Raw genomic sequence first — 21,867 nt, 5'->3', positions numbered from 1 at the left:
CTAGACGAGCAGTGCCCTTACCAGCTCTACCCAGTAGCGCGTCCCTAGCGGTAACAGCGCATCGTTAAAGTCGTAGTGGGGGTTATGCAGCGACGCGGAATCCTCGCCGTTCCCCATCCAGATGTAAGCACCGGGCCGTTCGGCAAGCAGAAATGAGAAATCCTCAGAAGCCATGCTGGGCGGCGGGTTACGCAGCACGTTGTCTTGGCCTAACAAACCTTCCAATACCGTGGCACAGTGCTGTGCGTGCTCTGGCGTATTGATCGTGGCGGGGTAGCAGCGCTGGTAATCTAGCTCAACGGTTAAGCCATGGAAGTCGGCTAAGCTGGCAATCGCCTGTTTAAAGCGTGCCTCTAAATGCTCTTTCAGCGCCATATCAAAACAGCGTAGCGTGCCGCGCAGCGCCACCTGCTCGGGAATCACATTAAACGTGTCTCCCGCATGAATGCTGGTGAAGCTCAGCACCGCCGATTTATCCGGAGGCGTTTCGCGGCTCACCAGTCCTTGCAGTTGGCTAATCAGCTGGCAGCTCGCCAGCACGGTATCAATGCCTAAATGCGGCATCGCGGCGTGGCAGCCTTTACCGGTGAGCGTCAGGCTAAAAATATCAAACGCGGCCATCACATCGGTATCGTGCACCGCCGCAACCCCCACGGGCAGCCCGGGCCAGTTGTGCAGGCCGTACACCGCATCCATCGGGAAGCGTTCGAACAGGCCCTCTTCGACCATCACCCGACCGCCGCCCGCGTTCTCCTCGGCGGGCTGGAAGATAAACACCACCCGGCCTTTGAAATCAGGCTGCTGCTTTAGCGCCCAGGCAGCACCGAGCAGCATGGTGGTGTGGCCGTCGTGACCGCAGGCGTGCATTTTCCCAGGCGTTTGCGAAGCATAGGCAAGCCCTGTCTCTTCGCGGATATCCAGGGCGTCGATATCGGCCCGCAGGCCGATGGTTTTGCCTTCACCCTGTTGACCGTCTAAAGCGGCCACCACGCCCGTTCCGGCGATGCCAGTGGTCACCTCAAAGCCCCACTCATCAAGCAGTGCGGCAATACGTGCGCTAGTGCGATGCTCCTCAAACGCCGTTTCCGGGTGCTGGTGGAAATCGTGTCGCCAGGCGGTCAGTTCTTCGCTATCAGGCAAGGGTATTGATATCGCCATTTTGTATTCCTTAAAGCATCACGTGGGCGACCACCGCCGAACCAATAAAGGTGCCGGTGAAGACGAGCAGAGCCACAATGACCAGCTTCCAACCGGTCTGCTTAAACATCGAGAACTCACGGTTAGTCAGTGCTAGCCCTGCATACGCCAGCACGGGCGTGACGACCGCCAAGAAATTCACCTCTGCCAACTGCGCGATAATCCAGCCATTCCCCGGGAAGACGGGCAGCGTCGCGATGATGCTAATCAGCGACACCCAGGCCACGCTGGGCAGGTAAAAAGGGCATAGCCGCCCGATCACTAAGCCGATAATGACCATGACATACAAAATCAGCATGCCAGGCAGCGCATCCCACAGCGGCGAGCCGTTGACGATGTTGCTAAACCATGCCGCCACACAGACAGCCGCCAGCACCAGTGCCGTTTTACCTAGCTGATTTTCAGGGCGCAGCTCTTTTAATGCCTCAGCGTCGAACTGATCGATCGTGCTTTCATGAGTTTTCATGGCGAATCTCCTGACGGGTACCCTTCAAGCGCTTAAACATCCACTCGGTGACCGGTAGGGCAATAAAGAGCGATACATACAAGCCCGTGGCATAGGTCAGCAAATTGCTGGCCCCGGCAAACGCAAGCAGCTCATCTTTGGCCGCAGGCACGGCTTCAGCCAACGCGGCGGAGCATGCCGCCACCATGCTGCCACTGCCCACACCACAGGCCATGGCCAGCGCGCGGATATCGAGAATGTCCAGCGAGGCGATGTAACCCGCCATCAGAGCGAAGTAGAGCGTACCGAACATGGTGCCAACGACGTATACCCCCATAATGCCGATACCTTCAGGGCTTCTTAGCCCGTAACGGTCTGAAATAATGGCAATGTTGGGTTCGCGAGCAATTGAATACGTAGCGCCAATCGCTTCCCTGCCCATTTTGAGCACGAGTACCGCAAAAGGCAGCGCGATCAGCATGGTGCCAAGATTGCCCAGTTCTTGAAGAATCAGCGCAGGACCAGCGGCGATAATTTGCTCTATCGCAGGCCCAATAGTAGAACCAAACTTGGCAATAAACGGCAGGATGGCGATCAGAATGATCGGACCTGCCGCATTACTGACCGGCTTGGGAATGACCTTGCCCATTGCTGAAAAGAGATGAGGATTAAAAAGAACGCCAATGATGAAGGCGAAAAGGAGCGGTAGTAACAATAACGTTCCCGGCCCAAGCGGAATCCGAATGATGCCTATCCACTCAGAAAAAAGTGACGTCATTATCACCAGCAGATGAAGACGCCAGTCCAGCAGCAGTTTTAGATCCATGGGAGTGATCCTGTTTTTTTTAGAGTCACTCCGAGTATCGAAAGGTTACTGTTTCAATAATAGCGCTTTGGTGCACTAATTTTTAGAACACATAGACGATCTAAAATCAGCGTTGATAGGTAGCGAACGACATCATCGTTGTGATGCATCTATACTAGACAAGACTAAAGTCTAACATCAATTTTTATAAGAGCCTCTATGCCCCTCACCCTTTCCCTGCGCCGCCTTTGGACATTGGACAAGTTCGCCTACAGCCTGCGGGTGTTTATCGCCTTCAGCGGGGCACTGCTGTTTAGCGGGCTGGCAGGGGATGTGGCGCTGGTCATTCCGCTGTTTCTGGGCATTATTGCCAGCGCCTTATCAGAAACCGACGACAGCTGGCAGGGGCGTTTACAGGCCTTAGCCGTCACGCTGCTCTGCTTTGCCTCGGCGTCGTTTGTGGTGCAGTGGCTGTTTCCGTGGCCGTGGCTGTTTGCGGTGGGTTTGGCGGTCTCCACCTTCACGCTGATTATGCTGGGGGCGATTGGCCAGCGTTACGCGACGATTGCCTCCGGAACGCTAATTCTCTCGATCTACTCCATGATCAATATTGAACAGCACGGCGGTGTGGATGAGGACGTCGCCTCCCGCCAGCTGCTGCTGTTGGCCGGTGCCGCCTGGTACGGAGCAATTTCGGTGGTGTGGTGCGCGCTGTTCTCCCGCCAGCCGGTGAAACAGAGCATGGCGCGGGTGTATAAAGCTCTGGGCGAGTTTTTGATTTTAAAATCGGCGCTGTTCGAGCCGGTACGGGGCGTCGATGTAGAGGCCCGCCGCGTGGCGCTCGCCCGCCAGAATGGCAAGGTGGTGGATGCGCTCAATCAGGCAAAAGAGATGATCTTTCGCCGCCTGGAAGGCCAGCGCGGCAGCCGTAAGCTAAACCGCTACCTGCAAATTTACTTTATTGCTCAGGATATCCATGAGCGGGCAAGCTCCACCCACTACCCCTACAGCGCGCTCACTGAAGCCTTTTTCCACCATGACGTGCTATTTCGCTGCCAACGGCTGCTGGACCAGCAGGGCCGTGCCTGCCGCCAGCTAGCCAAGTCGCTGCTGCTCAACCGCCCTTTCAGTCACGAGCAGAGCGAGCAGGCGCTGGCCGACCTACGCGCCTCGATTGATAACCTCAGCGAGCGTGGCAAGCCCGAGTGGCGGCCGCTGATACGCCCGTTGAATGCGTTAGCGGACAACCTCACCACGCTCGAAGCGCAGATTGCCAGCGCCCACAACCCGGCTACCGGCAGCGAACGCCGAGACAGCGCGCTTTATGACCGCTCGCCCTCTAGCCTGCTCGAAGCCTGGAAACGGGTGCGGCTGAACTTCACGCTGGGTTCGCCCACCTTTCGCCACGCGTTACGCTTAACCACCGCGCTGGTGGTGGGCTACGGGCTGTTGCAGTGGCTCGACCCGCAGCAGGGCTTTTGGATTTTGCTCACCACGCTGTTTGTGTGCCGCCCTAACTTCGCCACCACCCGACGCTTTCTCTCCCAGCGGATTATGGGCACGGTGCTTGGGCTGATTGCAGGCTGGGTGTCTATCAGCCTGTTCCCCCAGCCGCTCATCCAGAGCATGATTGCGGTGGCGGCAGGCGTATCGTTTTTTGCCAATCGGGAAAAGCACTATGTGATTGCCACCGCCTCTATCACGCTGCTGGTGCTGTGCAGCTTTAACCAAGTGGGGGATGGTTTTGACCTGATCTGGCCACGGCTGTTTGATACCTTGATTGGCTCGCTGATTGCGGGGCTGGCGGTGTTTTTCATTCTGCCAGACTGGCAGGGCCGTCGCCTGTACCGGGAAGCGGCCAAGGTGCTGACCAATCACCGCCGCTATTTAGACGAGATTGTTCACCAGTATGAAGAGGGCAAGCAGGACGATCTGGCCTACCGCTTAGCACGGCGTAATGCCCATAACGCGGATGCGGCGCTCTCGACGCTGCTCACCAACATGCTCCATGAGCCGGGGCACTATCGTAAGCAGGATGCCGATAACGGGCTGCGCTTTTTGGTGCTCTCCAACACGCTGTTAAGCCACCTCTCCGCGCTGGGTGCCCACCGCCACCGGCTGGCAGACGATGAGGACGATGCCGCCTTAGTGCCCCTCGCCAAGCGAATTAGCGCCCTGTTAGAGCAACTGGCCGAGCAGTTGGATAAACGCCTGCCCGTGGCGCTACTGACCGAGCCTGCCAACGAGCTGCTGAGCCAGTTAGAGGAGCAAAGCGGCGCAGCGGAAGAGAAGGCCGTCACGCTCTATCGGCCCATTCAAAGCCAGCTGCGCCTAATTGCCAGTCAGCTTGGCCCGCTGAGCGGTGCCGCCAACCGATTAACAAGCCCAAGCGCCGAAAAGCTCCACGAACCTAACGCAGCGGTTTAACACCGCGCGCATACCCACGCCCTGCCGCTACACCTGCCCGTAGCGGCCTGCCGCTTCACCCAGCCAGCGGCGCACCAGCACGGCCGTCACCTCGGCGTTGCCCTGCAACGCCTGGGCTAGGGCGGTCACCCGCTCTAGCTGGTCGGCATCGCGCTCTAGATCGGCAATCTTCATTTGGGCAAGGCCGGTTTGGCGCGTGCCCAGCACTTCGCCGGGGCCACGGATTTCCAAATCTTTTTCGGCAATGCGGAAGCCGTCAGTGGTTTCCCGCATCACGCCGAGCCGCTCGCGGGAGCTTTTGGAGAGTGGCGGGTGATAAAGCAGCACGCAGAAGCTTTCGGTGCTGCCGCGCCCTACCCGACCGCGCAGCTGGTGAAGTTGGGAAAGCCCTAAGCGCTCCGGGTTTTCGATGATCATCAGGCTGGCGTTGGGCACATCTACGCCCACCTCAATCACCGTGGTGGCCACCAGTAGATCCAGCTCGCCGCTCTTGAAGGCGTCCATCACCTCGGCCTTTTCCGCGGCTTTCATGCGCCCGTGAATCAGCCCAACGGCTAATTCCGGTAGCGCTTGGGTCAGTTCTTCCCGGGTGACCTCGGCGGCCTGACATTGGAGCACCTCGGATTCCTCAATCAGCGTGCACACCCAATATGCTTGGCGGCCATCGCTGCAGGCGTTGCGGATGCGCTCGACCACTTCCGGGCGGCGCTCGTCAGAGACCACCACGGTTTTCACCGGTGTGCGCCCTGGCGGCAGTTCATCAATCACCGACACATCCAGATCCGCGTAGGCGCTCATGGCCAGCGTGCGAGGAATCGGCGTGGCGGTCATGATCAACTGGTGGGGGGTTAATCCGCCGGCTTCGCCCTTTTCACGCAGGGCAAGGCGCTGGTGAACGCCAAAGCGGTGCTGCTCATCGATAATCGCCAGCCCCAGGCACTGGAAGTGCACGTCGTCTTGAAACAGCGCGTGGGTGCCCACCACCATGCGCGCGCGGCCGTCGGCAATGGCGGCTTTGGCATCCAGCCGGGCCTTGCCTTTTAGCTTGCCCGCCAGCCACGCGACTTCGATGCCCAGCGGTTCAAACCATGCTTTAAAGGAGCGGTAGTGCTGTTCGGCGAGGATTTCCGTGGGTGCCATCATGGCCGCTTGGCAGTTGCCAGCCAGCGCCGAAAGCGCCGCCATGGCGGCCACCACAGTTTTGCCCGAGCCCACATCCCCCTGCACTAGGCGCAGCATGGGTGCGGGGCGGGCCAGGTCGAGGGCGATCTCTTCCAGCACCCGGCGCTGGGCACCGGTGAGCGCAAACGGCAGCTGGGCTAGAAAACGCGTTTGCAGGCTGCGCCCGGAGGGCAGCTCTGGCGCGCCGTCCGCCTGAATGCGCAGGCGCACTTCTCGCAGGCTAAGCTGATGGGCCAGCAGCTCTTCCAGGGCTAGCCGTCGCGTGGCGGGGTGAAGTCCCTGGGAAAGCTGCTCTAAATCCACATCCGGCGGCGGCTGGTGCAGCAGTTGCAAGCTGGCGTGTAGCCCCGGCAGCTGGAAGCGCTGGCGCAGCGCATCGGGAATCACATCGGGCAGCGCTTCGGGCGCTTGCTCTAGCAGGCGCAGCGCCTGCTGGGTTAGCGCCCGCAGGCGGGCTTGATGCAACCCTTCGGTAGTCGGGTAAATGGGCGTGTAGTACTCCTCGACCGGCGTCTCGCTGCCGCCGCTAAGCCGATACTCGGGATGATAAATCTCAAGCCCCGTCGCTCCCGCCCGCGCTTCACCAAACGCCCGAACGGTGACGCCGGGGCGCATCTGTTGCTGTTGAGCGGGCGAGAAGTGAAAAAAGCGCAGGCTTAAAATGCCGCTACCGTCGCGCAGGCGAATCAGCAGGCTGCGCCGCCGCCCCTTAACGATATCGCTGGCGGTCACCTCGCCCTCTACCACCGCTTCATGGCCTGCCCGCAGCAGGCCAATGGGGGTAAGTCGCGTGCGGTCTTGGTAACGCAGCGGCAAGTGGAACAGCAGGTCGCTGATGCGTTCCACGCCGAGCCGGGCGAGCTTAATCGCCAGCGCTTCCCCCACGCCCTTCAGCGCCGTGACTGGTGCAGACAGCTCACTCATGAGGGAGCATTCTTCTTATGCACCGGCTGCTGGCACTGGCTGATCGCCTTGGCCAAGGCATCAATGGCCTTGGGCCGTGGGAAGCTGGCCCGCCAGGCAATCGCCACGGTGCGTGAAGGGGCGGGGTCCACAAACGGGCGGCTGACCAGCATGGCGTTTTCGTACTGGTCGGTGCCTAGCGCCGACTGCGGCAGCACGGTGATACCCAGCTTAGAGGCCACCATATGGCGAATGGTCTCGAGCGAGCCGCCTTCGGCAATCAGAGTGTTATTGGGGCTGTTGAGTTTTTGGGTAATCGCCGGGCAGGCTTCCAAAATTTGATCGCGGAAGCAGTGGCCTTCCCCTAATAGCAGCAGCCGCTCTTCTAATAAATCTTCTTTATGGATCGCCTCGCGCTCGACCCACGGGTGGCTGGCGGGCATTAGCACTTCAAAGTGCTCGTCGTAGATCGGCTTGGTGACCACGTCGGTTTCAGTGAACGGCAGCGCGACGATAATCACGTCCAGCTCGCCGCTGCGCAGCTTGGCCCGCAGCGTGCCGGTCATGCCCTCTTCAATATAGAGCGGCATTTGCGGCGCGGCGTTGGCCAGCGCAGGCACTAAATGGGGAAACAGATAGGGCCCGATGGTGTAAATCGCGCCAATACGCAGCGGGTTCGCCAGCTGGTCTTTGCCAGCGCTGGCCAACTCATAAATCAGCCCGCTCTGCTCCAGTACGCGCTGGGCCTGAGCGACGATTTTTTCGCCCAAAGGCGTAACTTGCACCGTGGATTTAGAGCGTTCAAACAAGGGAATTTCCAGCTCATCTTCGAGCTTTTTAACGGCCACAGAGAGCGTGGGCTGAGAAACATGGCAGCGCTCGGCGGCGCGGCCAAAATGACGCTCCTGGGCAAGGGTTACGATGTAGCGAAGTTCTGTTAAAGTCATAGCGGTGCCAGTGGCATCCTCTCGTTGCAGCTCGTGACTAGTCATCGTGTTAGCGAGACGGAAAAGGACAGACAAGCCCTATTGAAGATGGCACATCTCATAGGGACTTTGTATCTGATAGGGAATATTAATCAAGAGGGGTGAGCAAGTTGAAGCTAACGGTACTGATTATCGGCTGTGGAGACATCGGCGTCACGCTTGGACAAGAGCTGCTGGACGAGGGGCATCGGGTGATTGGCGTGCGCCGCCAAGCCAAGGCATTAGAGCATACCGGCATTGAGCCGTTAGCCCTGGATCTCAGCACCCTGGAAGGGGCCGACGCTAGCGCACTGCCCCAAGCCGACTACGTGATTTACACCGTCAGCGCAGACCGCTTTGAAGAGAGTGCTTACCAGAGCGCCTACCCAGACGGTCTCAAGCGCGTTCTCAGCGTCATGGAACAGCACGAAAAACCGCCGCGCCGCATCTTCTTTGTCTCCTCTACTAGCGTCTATGGCCAGCAAGAGGGCGAAGTCGTTAACGAAGAGAGCCCCACGGAATCGACCAGCTTCTCGGGCAACCTGATGTGCGAAGCTGAGCAGGCCCTGCTGAATCACCCGCTGCCGGGTACGGTGGTGCGTTTTTCCGGTATTTATGGCCCGGGGCGCGACCGCTTGATTCACCAAGTGGCAGAAGGCCGCATTGCTGCGGTGACGCCGGTGAGCTACTCCAACCGCATCCACCGCGACGACTGCACCGGCATTCTGGCGCACCTGATTCGCTGCCAGGAAAACGGCTCACCGCTGGCCGACCTTTATCTGGGCAGCGACTGCGAACCGGTCACCCTGCACAATGTCATGGCGTGGCTCGCTAAGCAGTTGAAAGTAGAATCTACCGAGACCATGCAATCGCCGCTGCGTCGACGCACCAGCAAGCGCTGCGACAACCGCCGCATTCTCGAGACGGGCTACACCTTCCGCTACCCCACTTATAAAGAAGGGTATGCCCAGGTGTTGAAAGAGGGTGGATTTTTAGAGCTGCAAAAAGCTTAATTACCCTAGCGCTATCCAAACGCAAAGAGCGAGCTGATCACAGCTCGCTCTTTTTTTATGCGCGGTTAAACGCTCCGCTTAGCGTAACGCGGCGATTAATCGCCAATCACCATCACGGCTTCGGCTTCTACCTGGCTGCCTTTAGGCAACGCTTTAACACCCACCGCCGCACGAGCGGGGAAGGGCATCGAAAAGAACTCTTCCATCACCTTGTTCACGATCGCAAAGTTGTCCAAGTCGACCAGGTAGAGGTTGAGCTTGACGATATCGCCCAGCGAGCCAGCAGCTTCTTCACATACGGCCTGCAGGTTGGTAAATACCTGACGCGCCTGGGCTTCGAAATCGTCAGAGACAATTTCCATGGTTTCCGGATTAAGCGGAATCTGGCCCGACAGGTAAACCGTGTTGCCCGCCTTGATGGCCTGGGAGTAAGGGCCGATGGCGGCGGGGGCTTTTTCAGTGTTGATAACCGCTTTATTGCTCATGGGGTGTCATGCTCCTGTAGGAATGAAACGTTGATTATTATCGCCATGGCTTACGCTGCCAGCCTGGCAGGCCAGCGCTCAACACATAGACGTTTAGTTTGCGGTACGGGTGATTTTGCCAACGTTGGGCAGGTTGCGGATGCGTTTGATAATCCGAGCGAGGTGGACCCGGCCTTTCACCGACAGCGTTAAATTGACGCTCGACAGACGCGCATCGCGCTCCTCAATGCCAATGCGCTCGATATTGGCATCGGCATCGGTCACTAGGCCTGCCAGTTCGGCCACTAGGCCACGGCGGCTTTCAATCTCAATGCGCAGCGCGACCGGGAAGTCCTCATCAATCTGCTCGGACCACTCCAAGGCAAACAGCTTTTCAGGGTCGTTTTTACGCTCAGCGAGGTTTTTGCACTCGCTGCGGTGTACCACTAAGCCTTTACCCACGGAAAGGTGACCCACCACCGGGTCGCCGGGCAGCGGGTGGCAGCAGCGAGCAAAGTTAATCACCATGCCTTCACTGCCGCTAATCACCACGGCTTTATCGCTATTCTCCGTCAGGCTCTTATCAAAGCTGTCGCCGTGGGCCACATCGACAAGGCGCCGCGCCACGATATGCGCCATCCGATTACCCAGCCCCAACGACTCCAGCAAGGTATCCAGCGATGACACATCCAACTCTTTAAAGGCCTGCTCGAAGATGCTCTCGTCCAGCTCCTCAAGGCTCGTTTCAAAAGGCGCCAGGGCTTTATTGAGCAACCGCCGCCCGAGCATCACCGCTTCGGCCTGCTGCTGGTGCTTCAAGGCATGGCGGATCGCTGAACGTGCCTTGGCAGTGGTCACGAAATTCAGCCACGCCAAGTTGGGCCGCGCGCCAGGGGCAGTAATAATTTCCAGGGTTTGGCCGCTTTCCAGGCGCGTGGAGAGCGGCGCTAGGTGGCGGTCGATGCGGCAGGCGATACAGTTGTTGCCGATATCGGTGTGCACGCTGTAGGCAAAGTCGATCACTGTGGCGCCCTGGGGCAGCTCCATGATGTCGCCTTTGGGCGTAAACACGTAGATATCGTCGGGGAACAGGTCGTTTTTGACGTGTTCGATAAACTCCAGCGAATCCCCCGCGTGGCGCTGCATCTCCAGCAACCCTTTCACCCAGGCGCGGGCGCGGGCGTGGCTGCCTTCGGCAATCGGATGCGCCGTCTGCCCGGCTTTATAAAGCCAGTGCGCGGCAATGCCGTTATTGGCCATGGCTTCCATTTCACGGGTGCGGATCTGCACTTCAATCGGCATGCCCCGCTGGCCAAACAGCGTGGTGTGCAGGCTTTGGTAGCCGTTCGCTTTGGGGATCGCAATATAATCTTTAAAGCGCCCTGGTACCGGCTTATAGAGGTTATGCACCACGCCTAAAATACGGTAACAGCTGGCCACGTCTTCGGTAATAATTCGAAAACCGAACACGTCCATAATCTCGGCGAATGGCTTACGCTGGTCACGCATCTTTTTGTAGATCGAGAGCAGATGCTTCTGGCGGCCAATTACGGTGCCTTTTAGGCCTTCATCGTCCAAGCTCTGCTGCAGCGACGACTGAATTTCCCGCATGGCGCTGCGGCGATTGCCCCGCGCGCTGGCCACCGCGCGCTTGATACGCTCAGCGCGCATGGGGTGAATCGCTTGAAAAGAGAGGTCTTCCAGCTCAATACGGATGGTATTGATACCCAACCGCCCGGCAATGCGTGCGTAGATTTCTAACGTTTCACGCGCAATGCGGCGTTTTTTATCGGGCCGCAGTGCGCCCAAGGTGCGCATGTTGTGCAGCCGATCCGCCAGCTTGACGATAATGACGCGAATATCCCGCGACATCGCCAACACCATCTTTTGAAAATTCTCCGCCTGGGCGACGGCTTTATCTTCAAAGGTGATTTGGGTCAGTTTGGAGACGCCATCCACCAGCTCCGCCACGGGCTTGCCGAACTGGGCCGCCAGGGCTTTTTTGGAGACGCCGGTGTCTTCAATCACATCATGCAGCATGGCGGCCATCAGGCTCTGATGGTCCATGTGCATGTTAGCGAGAATATTAGCGACTGCGAGCGGATGAGTGACGTACGGCTCGCCAGAGCGACGGCGCTGGCCGTCGTGGGCCTGCTCAGCATAGTAGAAGGCGCGCTTGACCTGCTGGATCTCGTCCGGGGGTAAATAGCCGCCGAGTCGGTCGGCCAGGTCATCAATGGTGAACATGTACCGCGCCCCTAATCGATACTGGCTTAATCGTCGATGTGAGTGCTAGGTGCCATGGCAGGACGCGCACGAACAGGCGCTTCAACCGGTTCATCAAGAACGGTGTGGTCCACAAGGCCAGCGGCAATTTCACGCAGCGCCATCACGGTGGGTTTGTCGTTTTCCCAGGGCAGCAGCGCATCGCGAGAGCCGCGAGCCAGCTGGCGAGCACGCTGGGTAGAAATCATCACCAGTTTGAAGCGGTTTTCTACATTTTCTAGACAATCTTCAACGGTTACGCGAGCCATGGGGGCCTTCCTGTAATAACGACGCCGGGCCGGCATGATGGAACAATGCCGCCGACCCAGCGAAAAAAAGTGGTGATAGAACCTGATAGATTACTCGACGCTAGGTGCCTGTGACAAGAGCGCATCGAGCAAGGGGGCGTGGCGTTCTTGCATTGCAGCACGCGTTAAGCGACGACTGATCACTAACGACTGCAGTTCCTGCAGGGCAGTGGTGAAGTCGTCGTTAATCACTAAGTAGTCGTACTCATCGTAGTGAGACATCTCGCTGACCGCATCGCGCATGCGCCGTGCAATCACTGCGTGCTCGTCGGTGCCACGGCTTGAGAGGCGGCGCTCCAGTTCGCTGCGTGACGGCGGCAAAATAAAAATCGACACCGCAGAGGGCATTTGTTCACGTACCTGCTGAGCGCCCTGCCAATCGATTTCAAGAATCACATCTTGCCCCGCATCTAGCAGCGTTTGTACTGCCTGACGCGATGTACCGTAGTAATTGTCGAAGACCTTGGCATACTCAAAGAAGTCGCCCCGGGCGATCATCGCTTCAAAGTCAGGCACTTGGGTAAAGTGGTAGTTCACGCCGTTGACTTCGCCTTCGCGCTTGGCGCGCGTGGTGTGCGACACCGACACCTGAATGCCATCCAGGCTTTCGATCAGCTCACGTACGAGGCTGGTTTTACCCGCGCCCGACGGGGCAGAAACAATAAAAAGCGTACCATGGGACATGAAGCGCTTCCCTAGTTAGTCAAAATGGTCGTTCGTTATCACACAGGCCGGACGCTGCCGACGTTATAGGGTGCGCAGTATCGCACACCCATGGCAGGGACTGTAGCGTTTCCAAGAAGCCACAAGGAGGTCAGCATGCGCAGCACAGTGATTATTTTATGCCTGATTGCGCTAGGGGTCGCGCTTCAGAAAGGCATTATCGAGATCCCCCGCCACTGGGCACCCTGGGCTCCGCTACATGTGGATGACCCCATCACGCCGGTCACGCAGTTGAAGCTCAAGCGATTAAACGATGACCGCGACGCCTGCCTGGCAGCGCTGGACACCGTGCCAGAGAGCGAGCTGCGCTATGCGCCCCTGGCCGACTACTCCCCCACCGCCAGCTGCCCGCTCAGCAACATTGTCCGCATGCAGAGCAGCAGCGTGCGCTTTAGCCAAAGCTTTGTGGCATCGTGCCCGCTGGCCATTGCATGGGTGATGTATGAACGCCATGCCTTGCAGCCTGCGGCGCAGGAGATCATGGGTAGCCGGGTCGCCCAGGTGAACCACGTGGGCAGCTTTGCCTGCCGTAATGTTTATGGTCGTGAGACAGGACGGCGTAGCGAGCACGCCACCGCCGAAGCGCTGGATGTGGTGGGGTTTCAGTTTGAGAACGGCCAGCAGATATCGCTGATTAACGACTGGGATGACGTGGGTAACGCGGGGAAGTTTTTACGCGCAGCGCGAGATGGCGCGTGTGATACCTTCGGCAATGTACTGGGGCCTGAGTACAACGCCGCGCATGCCGACCACTTTCATTTAGGCATGCGCGGCTTCAGGCTTTGCCGCTAGTGGGGCGAGTTAGTCGAGGTTGATATCGTCCTCATCGGTGGCGGCACCGGTGGCAGCACCCACGCCACCGCCAATCACGGCGCCTTGAGTGACGCTACCGCCCGTGGCCGCAGCGGCCCCAGCACCCACGGCTGCCCCTACGCCCGCACCGCTGGTGGCGCGCTCGCCAGTGGTGGAGCCACAGCCCGCCAGCGCCAGAGTAATGGCGGCAATTGCACTTAATGTCACGAGGCGCGGGGTTGCAACGCGCGATGTCTTCACTAGGTTATGCATAGGTCACCTCCTTATGGATTGCACCTTTACACCCTAGGAACGATACGCACTTTTTGCCACCTTAAATAACCTAAGCCTTTATTTAGCAAAGTCTTATTTATAGCACTTTATTTGTAACTCTGAGCCATCGACGGCTGCGCTGGGTAAGTGCGTTTTTCCAACCAGCGCCCCCAAGCAAAAATCACCAAGCCACACAGCGCAAGCCCGGTACCGACCAGCCCAGTACTCGACCAGCTAAACCCGGCGCTAATCGCCAAGCCCGCCAGCCACGCACCCAGCGCGTTCGCCCCGTTAAAGGCCGCGTGATTCATGGATGCCGCCATGGTTTGAGCGTCCTCAGCCACATCCATCAAACGGGTTTGCAGCGAAGGCGCCAGCGCCATGCTAGTGCCCACCAAACCCACGAACAGCAGCCCCGACCACACCTCGTTGGCAGCAAAGTAAAAGAGCCCCTGTACCACCGCACACCACACTAAAATGGTAGGTATTGCCCGCATCAGGTTCTTATCCGCCATGCGCCCGCCCACCAGGTTACCGGCGATAGAGCCCAGGCCAAAAATCACCAACACCAGCGGCCCCAGCGCTTCGCTCATGCCCGCCTGCTGGGTCAATGTCGGCATCACATAGCTGAAGATCGAGAACATGCCGCCGCAGCCAATACAAGCAATCGCGATAGTGACCAGCACCCGCTGCTTCACCAGTGCAGATAGCTCTCTCAATGGGCTGGCATGTGCATCAAACGGCTGCACCGGCACGCATAACCGAATGAGCAGCGCCGTTAACAGCGCAATGACCCCCACCCCAGCAAAAGCGATTTGCCAGCCAAAAGCGTTACCCGCCCAGGTACCCAATGGCGCGCCAATCAAAATCGCTACCGTGAGCCCCAACATTACCCGCGAAATAGCCCGCGCTCGCTGGTCAATTGGCACTGCTCCAGCCGCGACCAGTGCCGCTATGCCAAAGTAAGCACCATGAGGCAGCCCCGCCAAAAAGCGCAGACCCACAAACGACCAAAACCCCGGCGCCATGGCGCTGGCAATATTGCCCACGGCAAACACCAGCATCAGCGCAATCAGCAGCGCCCGCCTGGGTACCCGTGCAGCCAGCGCCGAAATCAGCGGTGCACCCACTACCACGCCCAGGGCGTAGCTACTAATCGCATAGCCCACTTGCGGCACGGTCACGGCTAAATCCTCCGCCACGCGGTTCATCAACCCCATAATGACGAATTCACTGGTGCCAATGCCAAACCCGCCCAGCGCCAGAACAAACTCTACCAATCGCGGGTTACGCGCCAGCCCCGATGACGACTCTTGCATACCTCTCTCCCCAGGCGCTAGATAAAGCGCCTGCTTATTAAAACGGTCTTAGATTGCGTCAAATGATGGCAGGATTAGACGAAAGTAGGAATATGAGACGCTAAAAAAGTTAGCGTGCAAACTCATTCATCAAGCGTGGGGGTCAAACGGTAGAAGATTTCACCGACAACAACCGCTCGCGCAACTCACGGTTACGCGGCAGTAAGCCGACCTGCAGGCCCAGCGGGCGGAAGACTTGGTTAAGCAGCGCCACGGTAGGACTTGCTTTATCAGCTTCCAAATCAGACAACGTGCGACGGCTGATACCCACCCGCTCAGCATATTGCGTCTGCGACATGCCCAATACATCCCGGCGTAGCTGACGCAACACCTGCCCCGAGCTGATTTCTTCACGCACCAGTTGAGTCGCGAGCGTCGTCAGCAGCGCCTCACGCTCAATGCTAGAGAGTTCTTTGCGCTTCATAGCAACCCCCAGCGCTGCAGCTTAGTGTCCAAATAATCAAACCCCACCGCTCTCGATGCCAGTAAGGCGTCGGGCACGCCCCGCTCAGCGAGTCGCTCTTTCAGGCCAACTAGCTGACTTCCCAGCGCTTTTAACTCTGTCATCAGTTGTTCTGGGGGAATATAGACGCTTAGACGTTCCGCAATGGCGAGCCAATTAAACTCCCGTCCTTCCTCAAACGGCGTTCCCCAAGTGGTGGTTCTTACAATTCCCTCTGGGTCAGCCTTCATGGGCGCAAAATCGTACACCGGTGCCCACCAGATACCTTGCGGCGTTTTCAGCAGCGCCGTATTACGGCCATGGTTGTCGCTGTTAGCAAACGCAATATTGAGCAGATCGCGTTTCACCCACTCACTGACAAAGCTCGCCGTATCGAAATGGCCACCCGACTCACGCACGCGGAACTGTTGGCTCAACAGACCCACCAACGCCTCAATCACGGCAAAATGATTCAAAAAGCTTCCCGGCTCCTTCCCCATGGCTGAATACACAGACTCCAAGCCATAAAGCGTGCACGCCCCCCCTTGATAACCAACGTCAAAGCGGGGCAACCATAGCGATGGATAACGCTCACCTTCTATTAACCTCATCCCTTGGGTATCGATGGTCGCGACACCCAATGCCGCTAGCTCGTGATAGAAATGATACTCCGCACGCAATATGTCGCTATCGATCACGGTGCGCTGACCGCGAGGAAATTTCACCAAATAGTGCTGATCGATATTCGTCAGATCATCCTGGTAGGTATCAATCCAGACCTGATCATCTGGCGAACAGCGCAGCAGCAGCTTAGGCGCTTCGCCACCTGCTCCGGTCGCACCGCCCCCGGCGGCCCCCATCTGCTGCGCATAGGCAAGAAAATCACTATCCCGATTGACGACGTCAGCCAAAGCAAAGCGCTGGTGCTCAAGCGTGCTGCCAGCAGGGCGCTCAGGAAGAGCCTCTTTGATGCGCAAATTGCCCACTGGCGCAATCGCGCCCTGGGCCAATAGCGCGGCATCCTGCTCCGCTTCACTAAGCGCCGTTATTCCCAACTGCGTGACCCAGTAACGTCGGCTGGCCCCGGACGGCATGATATCGTCTAAAAAAGCGAACCAACGTGGCGACTGATGGGTATTCATCAACTCAATAGGCAAACGAAGGCTACAAGCGTGCTCATCGTCGCGATCCAACCACTCAAGGGCATAATCCGTCAGGTAGCCCAGACGTGCAGGCCCCCGACGGCCTCGCTCTGGCTGTTCGATGATCAGCTCGGCGGCATCGTGCCACTGCCCTTGATGGAAGGCTTGAACGGTTAGCAACACAGCTCACCTTAATTGAGTAGTTTAATGCTCAAAAGTGTAGCCCAAGGCACCATAATGTGCATTTTAATACTCAAATTAAGATCAAAATGCGATTAATGAGCATTTTTCTACCCATTTTTCCAGGAGACATCATGCCGTCTGATCACACGTCCGTTGCTATGATTGAACGCGCCATGCAGGCACTGGCCAATGCCGACCCCGACATTGCCCGCGCCTACCCCTTAGTCGGCGCGCCCAACCCGCGCCAGCGCGACCCAGGCTTTGCGACCTTCTTCTCGACCATTGTGAGCCAGCAGATTTCTACCGAAGCCGCCCGGGCGATTATGGGCCGGGTGAATACGCTGCTGCCGGAGCTGCACGCCAAGGCGGTGATGGAGGTGGAAGGCCAAGCGCTGCGCGATGCGGGGCTATCGTGGCGTAAAATCGAGTATGCCAAAGGGCTGGCCGACGCAGAGCTGGCGGGCACGTTTAGTGCAGATGGCTTAGCGCATCTTAGCGATGACGAAGCCATTGCCGCGATTACCCAACTGCGCGGGTTTGGCCGCTGGAGCGCGGAGATCTATCTGATGTTCTCGCTCCAGCGGCCCGATATTTTCCCCGCCGACGACCTCGCCTTAAGGGTAGCGCTAGGCCGCTTGAAGGGCATGGAGAACAAACCCACGCCGAAGCAAGCTCGCCAGATGGTAGAGCACTGGTCGCCCTGGCGCAGCGTGGGCTCGCTGTTTTTATGGCACTACTATCGCGGCGAGCCGGTTTAGCGGGTCTTTAAAGCGTAAGCCCGCCAAACTTACCGTTCTGGTAATCCTCTACCGCCTGGACGATCTCATCGCGGGTGGTCATCACAAAGGGGCCGTGGGAGTAGACCGGCTCATCAATGACCTCGCCATGGCCAAACAGCAGGCGCGCATCGCTCGCTGCTTCAATGCTCAGACTTTCACCGTCACGGTCGACTTCGATCAAATGGTGAGCTTTAGCAGGCTCGCCGCCAACCGTCACGTCGCCACTCACCACGTATAGAAACACCTGCCGCCCAGGGGCCACGGGTAGCTGTTCATGCGCGCCCGCAGGCAGAGCCAGCGTCGACATGAATACGCCCGTCAGCGATTCAATCGGGCCTGCTTGCCCCTGCCACTCCCCAGCAATCAGGTTGAGCGTACCGCCGCCAGAAAGTTGAACGGCAGGGATACCCTCTTGCTGCAAGCCCATATAGCGCGGCTCGCTCATCTTCAGTCGTGACGGCAGGTTGACCCACAGCTGCAAGATTTCCAGCGGGCCGCCCTCGCGCAGAAACGCCTCCGGCGAAATTTCCGCATGGACGATACCGCTACCGGCGGTCATCCACTGCACGCCACCTGCGTGAATCACACTTTGGTGCTTGGCGCTGTCGGCATGGGCCAGCGAGCCTTCTAAAATAAACGTTACCGTTTCAAACCCACGGTGCGGGTGCGGCCCAAAGGGCAGCCCACGGTTATTGGCCGGGTAAACCTGCGGGCCGTGGTGATTCAAAAACAGAAACGGGTCGAGCTGATCCAACCCGGGCCCTGGCAGCGGCCGGCGGGTGACCAAATCACCGATATCGTCACGGTGGGCAGGATGCTGGGCAACCACGCGGCGAACGGATGGAGTATTGGCTGATGACATAACGCTCTCCTTATCAATACGCCCAGCGTAAAACCTCAGCTGACGGATGAGGAGCGAATAATTTGCCCCGGTTCGTTGAAGGAAATGAATAGAAAGCCTTAACGGCTGGGAACGCTCAGCCGCCCCACCACCGTGAAGCCCTCCTCTTGCGGGCGCACAACCACCATTTCCCCGGAGCTAACGCCCCCACCGGTCAGCGCCGTGATATTCACCTGATGCGTCACCAGCAGCATATTCCCCGGCCCCTGCCACCCCGCCATACGCTCACGAGCCGCTTGGGTAATGGCCACCTGATCCCCACGCCCACGAAAGAACGAATTCAGCCACGGCGCTGGCACCACCGACCCCAGCGCCATCAGTTCACCGGTTTCCAACGCCCGGCACCACTGGGAGCTGTACACCGCATCAATCGCCACGCCCCGCTCCCGCAACGCCTGCCCTGCTGCCACCGCATGGGCACGCCCTTCGCTAGAAAGGTTGCGCTGGGTCTCGCACGCTTCCAACACAAACCCCGGCGGGTCGCCGATACCGGGGGCCAGCGAGTGGCGCATGAGGATGACCAAACCGCCCTCTTGAAGCGCTTGCCAAGTGGCGGTGTTGGCGTGGGCGGTAAGGGGGAGTGCTGCTAACAGGCTAAGCAGCAAAGGGTTCGCGATTTTACGTAGTCGTGATAGAAACATGGCGAGGGAGCCCTTGATCAGTATTGGCAAGCAACCGCAGGTTAAGTTGAACTCAAAGGAAAGGTCTAGCCACAAGCCAAAACTGCCATGAATTTATGGGTTGCTTGCATACTGTGCATGAGGCTTCTAAATTTTCGTGTCACACACTCCCGCCATCACAGTGTATGAATCACTTATCTTGCTCAAGGCTCGGGACCTGCAAACAAATAACGAGGCGCTGTTCCTAGGGCATGTCGCAAATTTTGATCTACCTTACAAGACAATACAGTATCGTTTAATGCAAAATACTCCAGATATAATTAACCCCACAAACAAAGCCATTTAATTTTCAATATTTTCAAAGAGTTATAAAAATATGAATAATTTCTCATTGCTTGGTGTTCGCAAACGCCTAGGGTTGTTATTAATAATATCACTGAGCTTCTTTGCTACTATTTTACTGGCAGCTGAGGTTCAGCCTGCTTCTGGCACTTTTGCTCTCTCTCAGGATGAGGCTCCCATATTGATGATGGATACGCCAGAAGGACACCATTACCTTAGCCGTGCTGACATCGAATCCTTGCCACTTTATGCAGCAAATTTGCGACACTTCAAAGGATTACATGGCAGCTTTGCAGGCGTATGGCTTAAAGATCTACTATTTGCTCAAAATATTGATGAAGCGGCTACGCTTCGCTTCATCGCTCATGACGATTACAGCGTTTTTATAACTTCAGAAGATCGCCTTCAGCGGGACCACCTGCTCGTTACCCGCCTCAACGGAGAGCCTCTAACGCTGACTGATTTTGGTCCTACAATGCTGATTGTACCCGCTGAGGCAGAGTCTGTTGAAGCGGGTACAGCCAACATGACCCACTGGATTTGGTCAATTCGAGATATCGTTGTCCAATGAAGTCGAATGCCATCAAGTCCGTAGGCTGGAAATTGGGGTTAGCTTTTATTCTAGTAGCGGGTACTTCTGCCATTGCTACTGCATTATATGGTTTACATGTTCGTCAAAATATGGGGTCTAATTATACCTCGTTAGTAGCCGTAATTGTTCGCTCACAGACACATGCCGTTATGTTTCGAAACGCTCTGGAAGATTTACGTCATCGTCCTGGAGAACCTGAAGTTTTCAGTCGGCTAGAAAATCTTATATGGCGGATACCACAGCATATTGATGGAATTAGTTTTAGCATACAGGCCAATCAGCTTTCCAAACCTGCTTATAATGACTCTCTGGCACAGCTACTGGATGTTAAGGAGCGTATGGCCAAGATGCGAGAGCAGTTTGATGGAATTATCTTAGGCGGCTCAACCGAAATTTTTTTGCATCATGGCCAAGTGATTGAAAACGACTTAGCCATGATTTACAGCACCTTGGAAGGGCTTGTGCACTCAGAAGCAGCCCAGCAGCGTATTGTCATGGAGCGTTTGGGGCGCACTATATCAGTGTTGGCTTTTATGACTCTGATACTAATAGCAGGACTTCTGATATCTCTATTTAGACTCAAGCGTCAACACCATAAGGTAATGCAACTCAGTCAGTTTGATGAATTAACAAAATTAGGCAATCGCCGCTATTTACTAAGCTGTGCAGAACACTTTTGCAAACACACCCAACGAACTGGCTGCCCGCTAGGTTTGATTCTCATAGATATAGACCACTTCAAATATGTCAATGACACATATGGACATCCTGCAGGCGATCAAATACTTAAGGTATTTGCAGAAGTATTAAAAAATGAAGCTCGTGAAGTAGATATATTAGCTCGGATCGGAGGTGAGGAGTTCTGTGTGTTAGTACCAGATACGGAAGAAGACGGTATCATGAAATTAGCAGAAAGGCTGCGTCAAAAAGTGAGCGAACTAACACATCAACAATTAAGCATCACAACTTCTATTACGGTGAGTATAGGCGTGGCGGTATCACGCCAAAAGGAAGTGACTTTTCAACATCTCTATGCGCGTGCAGATAAAGCTCTATATCAGGCGAAATCGCACGGTCGCAATCGCGTAGAAATCGGTTAGAAAAGGCATATCTATCATTTTGACATCCTAAGCTTTGGCAGCACCTTTAATGATAAATAAAATGTAACTTTTCAAGCCACTTTGCAGTGACTTAAAAAGAATTATTAGAAATAAAAGACAACGTCTGATGTAAAAAATAGCGTTTATAAAACTATTAAATATTTCACTCAATATTATTAATATTAATGTAGCTTAGAAAAAATACACCTCAAATATCAATGAGTTGGCGGATGCAGACTCTGAGTGCAACACACTCATTGGATGGTTGATGGGCTTTCATGGTACTTGGCCATCAGCTCGCTCATCACTTCTATCGGACATTTAAATCCAAAGCGTTTTCGAGGTCGCATATTCAGCTCAAAGGCAATGGCATCCAGCTCTTCCTGGCTATGTGCTGAAAGGTCCATTCCTTTCGGTAAATATTGACGGATAAGACCATTGATATTCTCATTGGCCCCACGTTGCCAGGGGCTGTGGGGATCGCAAAAATAAATCGCAACGCCCGTTTCTTGAGTGATTTTTGCATGCTGTGCCATTTCACGCTTACTGACCTCGGGCGGACGTAAGTAAATGCTGACCATGTCAGGGATCTGTCCACGTCGATCCACTTCGCCACGGCGAGGCTTGCGTGTGGTTTTACCTTGTC

General features: G+C 56.6%; 22 protein-coding genes. 6 read left to right on the top strand and 16 right to left on the bottom strand.

Features of this window, described 5'->3' with window-relative positions; all coding sequences use genetic code 11:
- From R0J87_RS00110 to R0J87_RS00100, 3 genes are read right to left on the bottom strand one after another with little or no spacing between them, the layout of a single operon-like run.
- Entirely contained in the window at positions 1-1,158 is a 1,158-nt protein-coding gene (locus R0J87_RS00110; RefSeq protein WP_498883543.1) for a M20 aminoacylase family protein, read from the bottom strand.
- A 10-nt stretch (positions 1,159-1,168) separates the two neighbouring features.
- Complete coding sequence (locus tag R0J87_RS00105; protein ID WP_498883541.1) at positions 1,169-1,663, bottom strand: hypothetical protein; 495 nt, start codon at positions 1,661-1,663, stop codon at positions 1,169-1,171.
- Complete coding sequence (locus tag R0J87_RS00100) at positions 1,650-2,468, bottom strand: DUF3100 domain-containing protein (RefSeq protein ID WP_498883539.1); 819 nt, start codon at positions 2,466-2,468, stop codon at positions 1,650-1,652. The genes R0J87_RS00105 and R0J87_RS00100 overlap by 14 nt, the downstream gene beginning before the upstream one ends.
- A 198-nt stretch (positions 2,469-2,666) precedes the next feature.
- Between R0J87_RS00100 and yccS the strand changes: the two genes are divergently transcribed.
- Positions 2,667-4,874 carry a YccS family putative transporter gene (gene yccS / locus R0J87_RS00095; protein ID WP_498883537.1) on the top strand — a complete coding sequence of 736 codons (2,208 nt, stop codon included), beginning with the start codon at positions 2,667-2,669 and terminating at the stop codon, positions 4,872-4,874.
- 27 nt (positions 4,875-4,901) lie between these two features.
- On the opposite strand, the gene recG is transcribed toward yccS, so the two are convergent.
- Both recG and R0J87_RS00085 read right to left on the bottom strand, forming a co-directional pair.
- Positions 4,902-6,980 (bottom strand): ATP-dependent DNA helicase RecG, encoded by a 2,079-nt coding sequence (gene recG / locus R0J87_RS00090; protein ID WP_498883535.1) that lies wholly within the window; start codon positions 6,978-6,980, stop codon positions 4,902-4,904.
- Positions 6,977-7,906, bottom strand: a complete 930-nt coding sequence (locus tag R0J87_RS00085; protein WP_054640733.1) for a hydrogen peroxide-inducible genes activator — start codon at positions 7,904-7,906, stop codon at positions 6,977-6,979. The genes recG and R0J87_RS00085 overlap by 4 nt, the downstream gene beginning before the upstream one ends.
- A gap of 149 nt (positions 7,907-8,055) precedes the next feature.
- Here R0J87_RS00085 and R0J87_RS00080 point away from each other — a divergent pair, with 149 nt between their 5' ends.
- The gene (locus R0J87_RS00080) at positions 8,056-8,937 is read left to right on the top strand and encodes an SDR family oxidoreductase (protein WP_404344317.1); all 882 of its coding nucleotides are present in this window, start codon (positions 8,056-8,058) and stop codon (positions 8,935-8,937) included.
- A gap of 95 nt (positions 8,938-9,032) precedes the next feature.
- Here the strand turns inward: R0J87_RS00080 and R0J87_RS00075 are convergent, their stop codons facing one another.
- The 4 genes from R0J87_RS00075 to gmk all read right to left on the bottom strand — a co-directional run bounded on the left by R0J87_RS00075 (position 9,033) and on the right by gmk (position 12,658).
- Positions 9,033-9,422 (bottom strand): RidA family protein, encoded by a 390-nt coding sequence (locus tag R0J87_RS00075; RefSeq protein WP_083025411.1) that lies wholly within the window; start codon positions 9,420-9,422, stop codon positions 9,033-9,035.
- A 93-nt stretch (positions 9,423-9,515) separates the two neighbouring features.
- Positions 9,516-11,648 carry a RelA/SpoT family protein gene (locus R0J87_RS00070; RefSeq protein WP_188639580.1) on the bottom strand — a complete coding sequence of 711 codons (2,133 nt, stop codon included), beginning with the start codon at positions 11,646-11,648 and terminating at the stop codon, positions 9,516-9,518.
- Positions 11,649-11,674: 26 nt separating this feature from the next.
- Positions 11,675-11,935: a DNA-directed RNA polymerase subunit omega gene (gene rpoZ, locus R0J87_RS00065; protein WP_188639579.1), complete on the bottom strand. Its 261-nt coding sequence runs from the start codon at positions 11,933-11,935 to the stop codon at positions 11,675-11,677.
- A gap of 90 nt (positions 11,936-12,025) precedes the next feature.
- Positions 12,026-12,658 (bottom strand): guanylate kinase, encoded by a 633-nt coding sequence (gene gmk, locus R0J87_RS00060; protein ID WP_498883530.1) that lies wholly within the window; start codon positions 12,656-12,658, stop codon positions 12,026-12,028.
- Positions 12,659-12,793: 135 nt separating this feature from the next.
- Here gmk and R0J87_RS00055 point away from each other — a divergent pair, with 135 nt between their 5' ends.
- Positions 12,794-13,489: an extensin-like domain-containing protein gene (locus tag R0J87_RS00055; protein ID WP_498883528.1), complete on the top strand. Its 696-nt coding sequence runs from the start codon at positions 12,794-12,796 to the stop codon at positions 13,487-13,489.
- A gap of 9 nt (positions 13,490-13,498) precedes the next feature.
- Here R0J87_RS00055 and R0J87_RS00050 read toward each other — a convergent pair whose 3' ends face one another.
- From R0J87_RS00050 to R0J87_RS00035, 4 genes are all read right to left on the bottom strand, one after another.
- Positions 13,499-13,762: a YMGG-like glycine zipper-containing protein gene (locus R0J87_RS00050; protein WP_404344321.1), complete on the bottom strand. Its 264-nt coding sequence runs from the start codon at positions 13,760-13,762 to the stop codon at positions 13,499-13,501.
- Between the two features lie 107 nt (positions 13,763-13,869).
- Positions 13,870-15,081, bottom strand: a complete 1,212-nt coding sequence (locus R0J87_RS00045) for an MFS transporter (protein ID WP_498883526.1) — start codon at positions 15,079-15,081, stop codon at positions 13,870-13,872.
- A 142-nt stretch (positions 15,082-15,223) separates the two neighbouring features.
- Positions 15,224-15,544 (bottom strand): helix-turn-helix transcriptional regulator, encoded by a 321-nt coding sequence (locus R0J87_RS00040; RefSeq protein WP_498883524.1) that lies wholly within the window; start codon positions 15,542-15,544, stop codon positions 15,224-15,226.
- The gene (locus R0J87_RS00035; protein WP_498883784.1) at positions 15,541-16,884 is read right to left on the bottom strand and encodes a type II toxin-antitoxin system HipA family toxin; all 1,344 of its coding nucleotides are present in this window, start codon (positions 16,882-16,884) and stop codon (positions 15,541-15,543) included. Before R0J87_RS00035 ends, R0J87_RS00040 begins: the two co-directional genes overlap by 4 nt.
- 134 nt (positions 16,885-17,018) lie before the next feature.
- Between R0J87_RS00035 and R0J87_RS00030 the strand changes: the two genes are divergently transcribed.
- Positions 17,019-17,645, top strand: a complete 627-nt coding sequence (locus R0J87_RS00030; protein ID WP_498883522.1) for a DNA-3-methyladenine glycosylase family protein — start codon at positions 17,019-17,021, stop codon at positions 17,643-17,645.
- Positions 17,646-17,652: 7 nt separating this feature from the next.
- Here the strand turns inward: R0J87_RS00030 and R0J87_RS00025 are convergent, their stop codons facing one another.
- Both R0J87_RS00025 and R0J87_RS00020 read right to left on the bottom strand, forming a co-directional pair.
- The gene (locus R0J87_RS00025) at positions 17,653-18,528 is read right to left on the bottom strand and encodes a pirin family protein (protein WP_498883521.1); all 876 of its coding nucleotides are present in this window, start codon (positions 18,526-18,528) and stop codon (positions 17,653-17,655) included.
- 98 nt (positions 18,529-18,626) lie between these two features.
- Positions 18,627-19,208: a histidine phosphatase family protein gene (locus R0J87_RS00020; protein WP_498883519.1), complete on the bottom strand. Its 582-nt coding sequence runs from the start codon at positions 19,206-19,208 to the stop codon at positions 18,627-18,629.
- Positions 19,209-19,563: 355 nt separating this feature from the next.
- On the opposite strand from R0J87_RS00020, the gene R0J87_RS00015 reads away from it, so the two are divergent.
- Together R0J87_RS00015 and R0J87_RS00010 are read left to right on the top strand one after the other, a co-directional pair.
- Complete coding sequence (locus R0J87_RS00015) at positions 19,564-20,100, top strand: molybdopterin-dependent oxidoreductase (protein WP_498883517.1); 537 nt, start codon at positions 19,564-19,566, stop codon at positions 20,098-20,100.
- A complete protein-coding gene (locus R0J87_RS00010; protein WP_498883515.1) occupies positions 20,097-21,221 on the top strand; it encodes a GGDEF domain-containing protein in 1,125 nt (374 codons plus the stop codon). Before R0J87_RS00015 ends, R0J87_RS00010 begins: the two co-directional genes overlap by 4 nt.
- 254 nt (positions 21,222-21,475) lie before the next feature.
- Here the strand turns inward: R0J87_RS00010 and R0J87_RS00005 are convergent.
- The coding region (locus R0J87_RS00005) for an IS30 family transposase (protein ID WP_498883514.1) at positions 21,476-21,867 on the bottom strand (392 nt) is incomplete at its 5' end.

The sequence above is a fragment of the Halomonas sp. SIMBA_159 genome (genome assembly GCF_046536035.1).
Lineage (GTDB): Bacteria > Pseudomonadota > Gammaproteobacteria > Pseudomonadales > Halomonadaceae > Vreelandella > Vreelandella venusta_A.
The sequence above is the reverse complement of the archived record's forward strand: the minus strand, read 5'-3'. Positions and strand labels throughout refer to the sequence as shown.

Excerpts from the sequence above, each read along its gene's own strand:
- R0J87_RS00110 (WP_498883543.1), bottom strand. The coding sequence starts at position 1,158 with ATGGCGATATCAATACCCTTGCCTGATAGCGAAGAACTGACCGCCTGG.
- R0J87_RS00105 (WP_498883541.1), bottom strand. The coding sequence starts at position 1,663 with ATGAAAACTCATGAAAGCACGATCGATCAGTTCGACGCTGAGGCATTA.
- R0J87_RS00100 (WP_498883539.1), bottom strand. The coding sequence starts at position 2,468 with ATGGATCTAAAACTGCTGCTGGACTGGCGTCTTCATCTGCTGGTGATA.
- yccS (WP_498883537.1), top strand. The coding sequence starts at position 2,667 with ATGCCCCTCACCCTTTCCCTGCGCCGCCTTTGGACATTGGACAAGTTC.
- recG (WP_498883535.1), bottom strand. The coding sequence starts at position 6,980 with ATGAGTGAGCTGTCTGCACCAGTCACGGCGCTGAAGGGCGTGGGGGAA.
- R0J87_RS00085 (WP_054640733.1), bottom strand. The coding sequence starts at position 7,906 with ATGACTTTAACAGAACTTCGCTACATCGTAACCCTTGCCCAGGAGCGT.
- R0J87_RS00075 (WP_083025411.1), bottom strand. The coding sequence starts at position 9,422 with ATGAGCAATAAAGCGGTTATCAACACTGAAAAAGCCCCCGCCGCCATC.
- R0J87_RS00070 (WP_188639580.1), bottom strand. The coding sequence starts at position 11,648 with ATGTTCACCATTGATGACCTGGCCGACCGACTCGGCGGCTATTTACCC.
- rpoZ (WP_188639579.1), bottom strand. The coding sequence starts at position 11,935 with ATGGCTCGCGTAACCGTTGAAGATTGTCTAGAAAATGTAGAAAACCGC.
- gmk (WP_498883530.1), bottom strand. The coding sequence starts at position 12,658 with ATGTCCCATGGTACGCTTTTTATTGTTTCTGCCCCGTCGGGCGCGGGT.
- R0J87_RS00055 (WP_498883528.1), top strand. The coding sequence starts at position 12,794 with ATGCGCAGCACAGTGATTATTTTATGCCTGATTGCGCTAGGGGTCGCG.
- R0J87_RS00050 (WP_404344321.1), bottom strand. The coding sequence starts at position 13,762 with ATGCATAACCTAGTGAAGACATCGCGCGTTGCAACCCCGCGCCTCGTG.
- R0J87_RS00045 (WP_498883526.1), bottom strand. The coding sequence starts at position 15,081 with ATGCAAGAGTCGTCATCGGGGCTGGCGCGTAACCCGCGATTGGTAGAG.
- R0J87_RS00040 (WP_498883524.1), bottom strand. The coding sequence starts at position 15,544 with ATGAAGCGCAAAGAACTCTCTAGCATTGAGCGTGAGGCGCTGCTGACG.
- R0J87_RS00030 (WP_498883522.1), top strand. The coding sequence starts at position 17,019 with ATGCCGTCTGATCACACGTCCGTTGCTATGATTGAACGCGCCATGCAG.
- R0J87_RS00025 (WP_498883521.1), bottom strand. The coding sequence starts at position 18,528 with ATGTCATCAGCCAATACTCCATCCGTTCGCCGCGTGGTTGCCCAGCAT.
- R0J87_RS00020 (WP_498883519.1), bottom strand. The coding sequence starts at position 19,208 with ATGTTTCTATCACGACTACGTAAAATCGCGAACCCTTTGCTGCTTAGC.
- R0J87_RS00015 (WP_498883517.1), top strand. The coding sequence starts at position 19,564 with ATGAATAATTTCTCATTGCTTGGTGTTCGCAAACGCCTAGGGTTGTTA.
- R0J87_RS00010 (WP_498883515.1), top strand. The coding sequence starts at position 20,097 with ATGAAGTCGAATGCCATCAAGTCCGTAGGCTGGAAATTGGGGTTAGCT.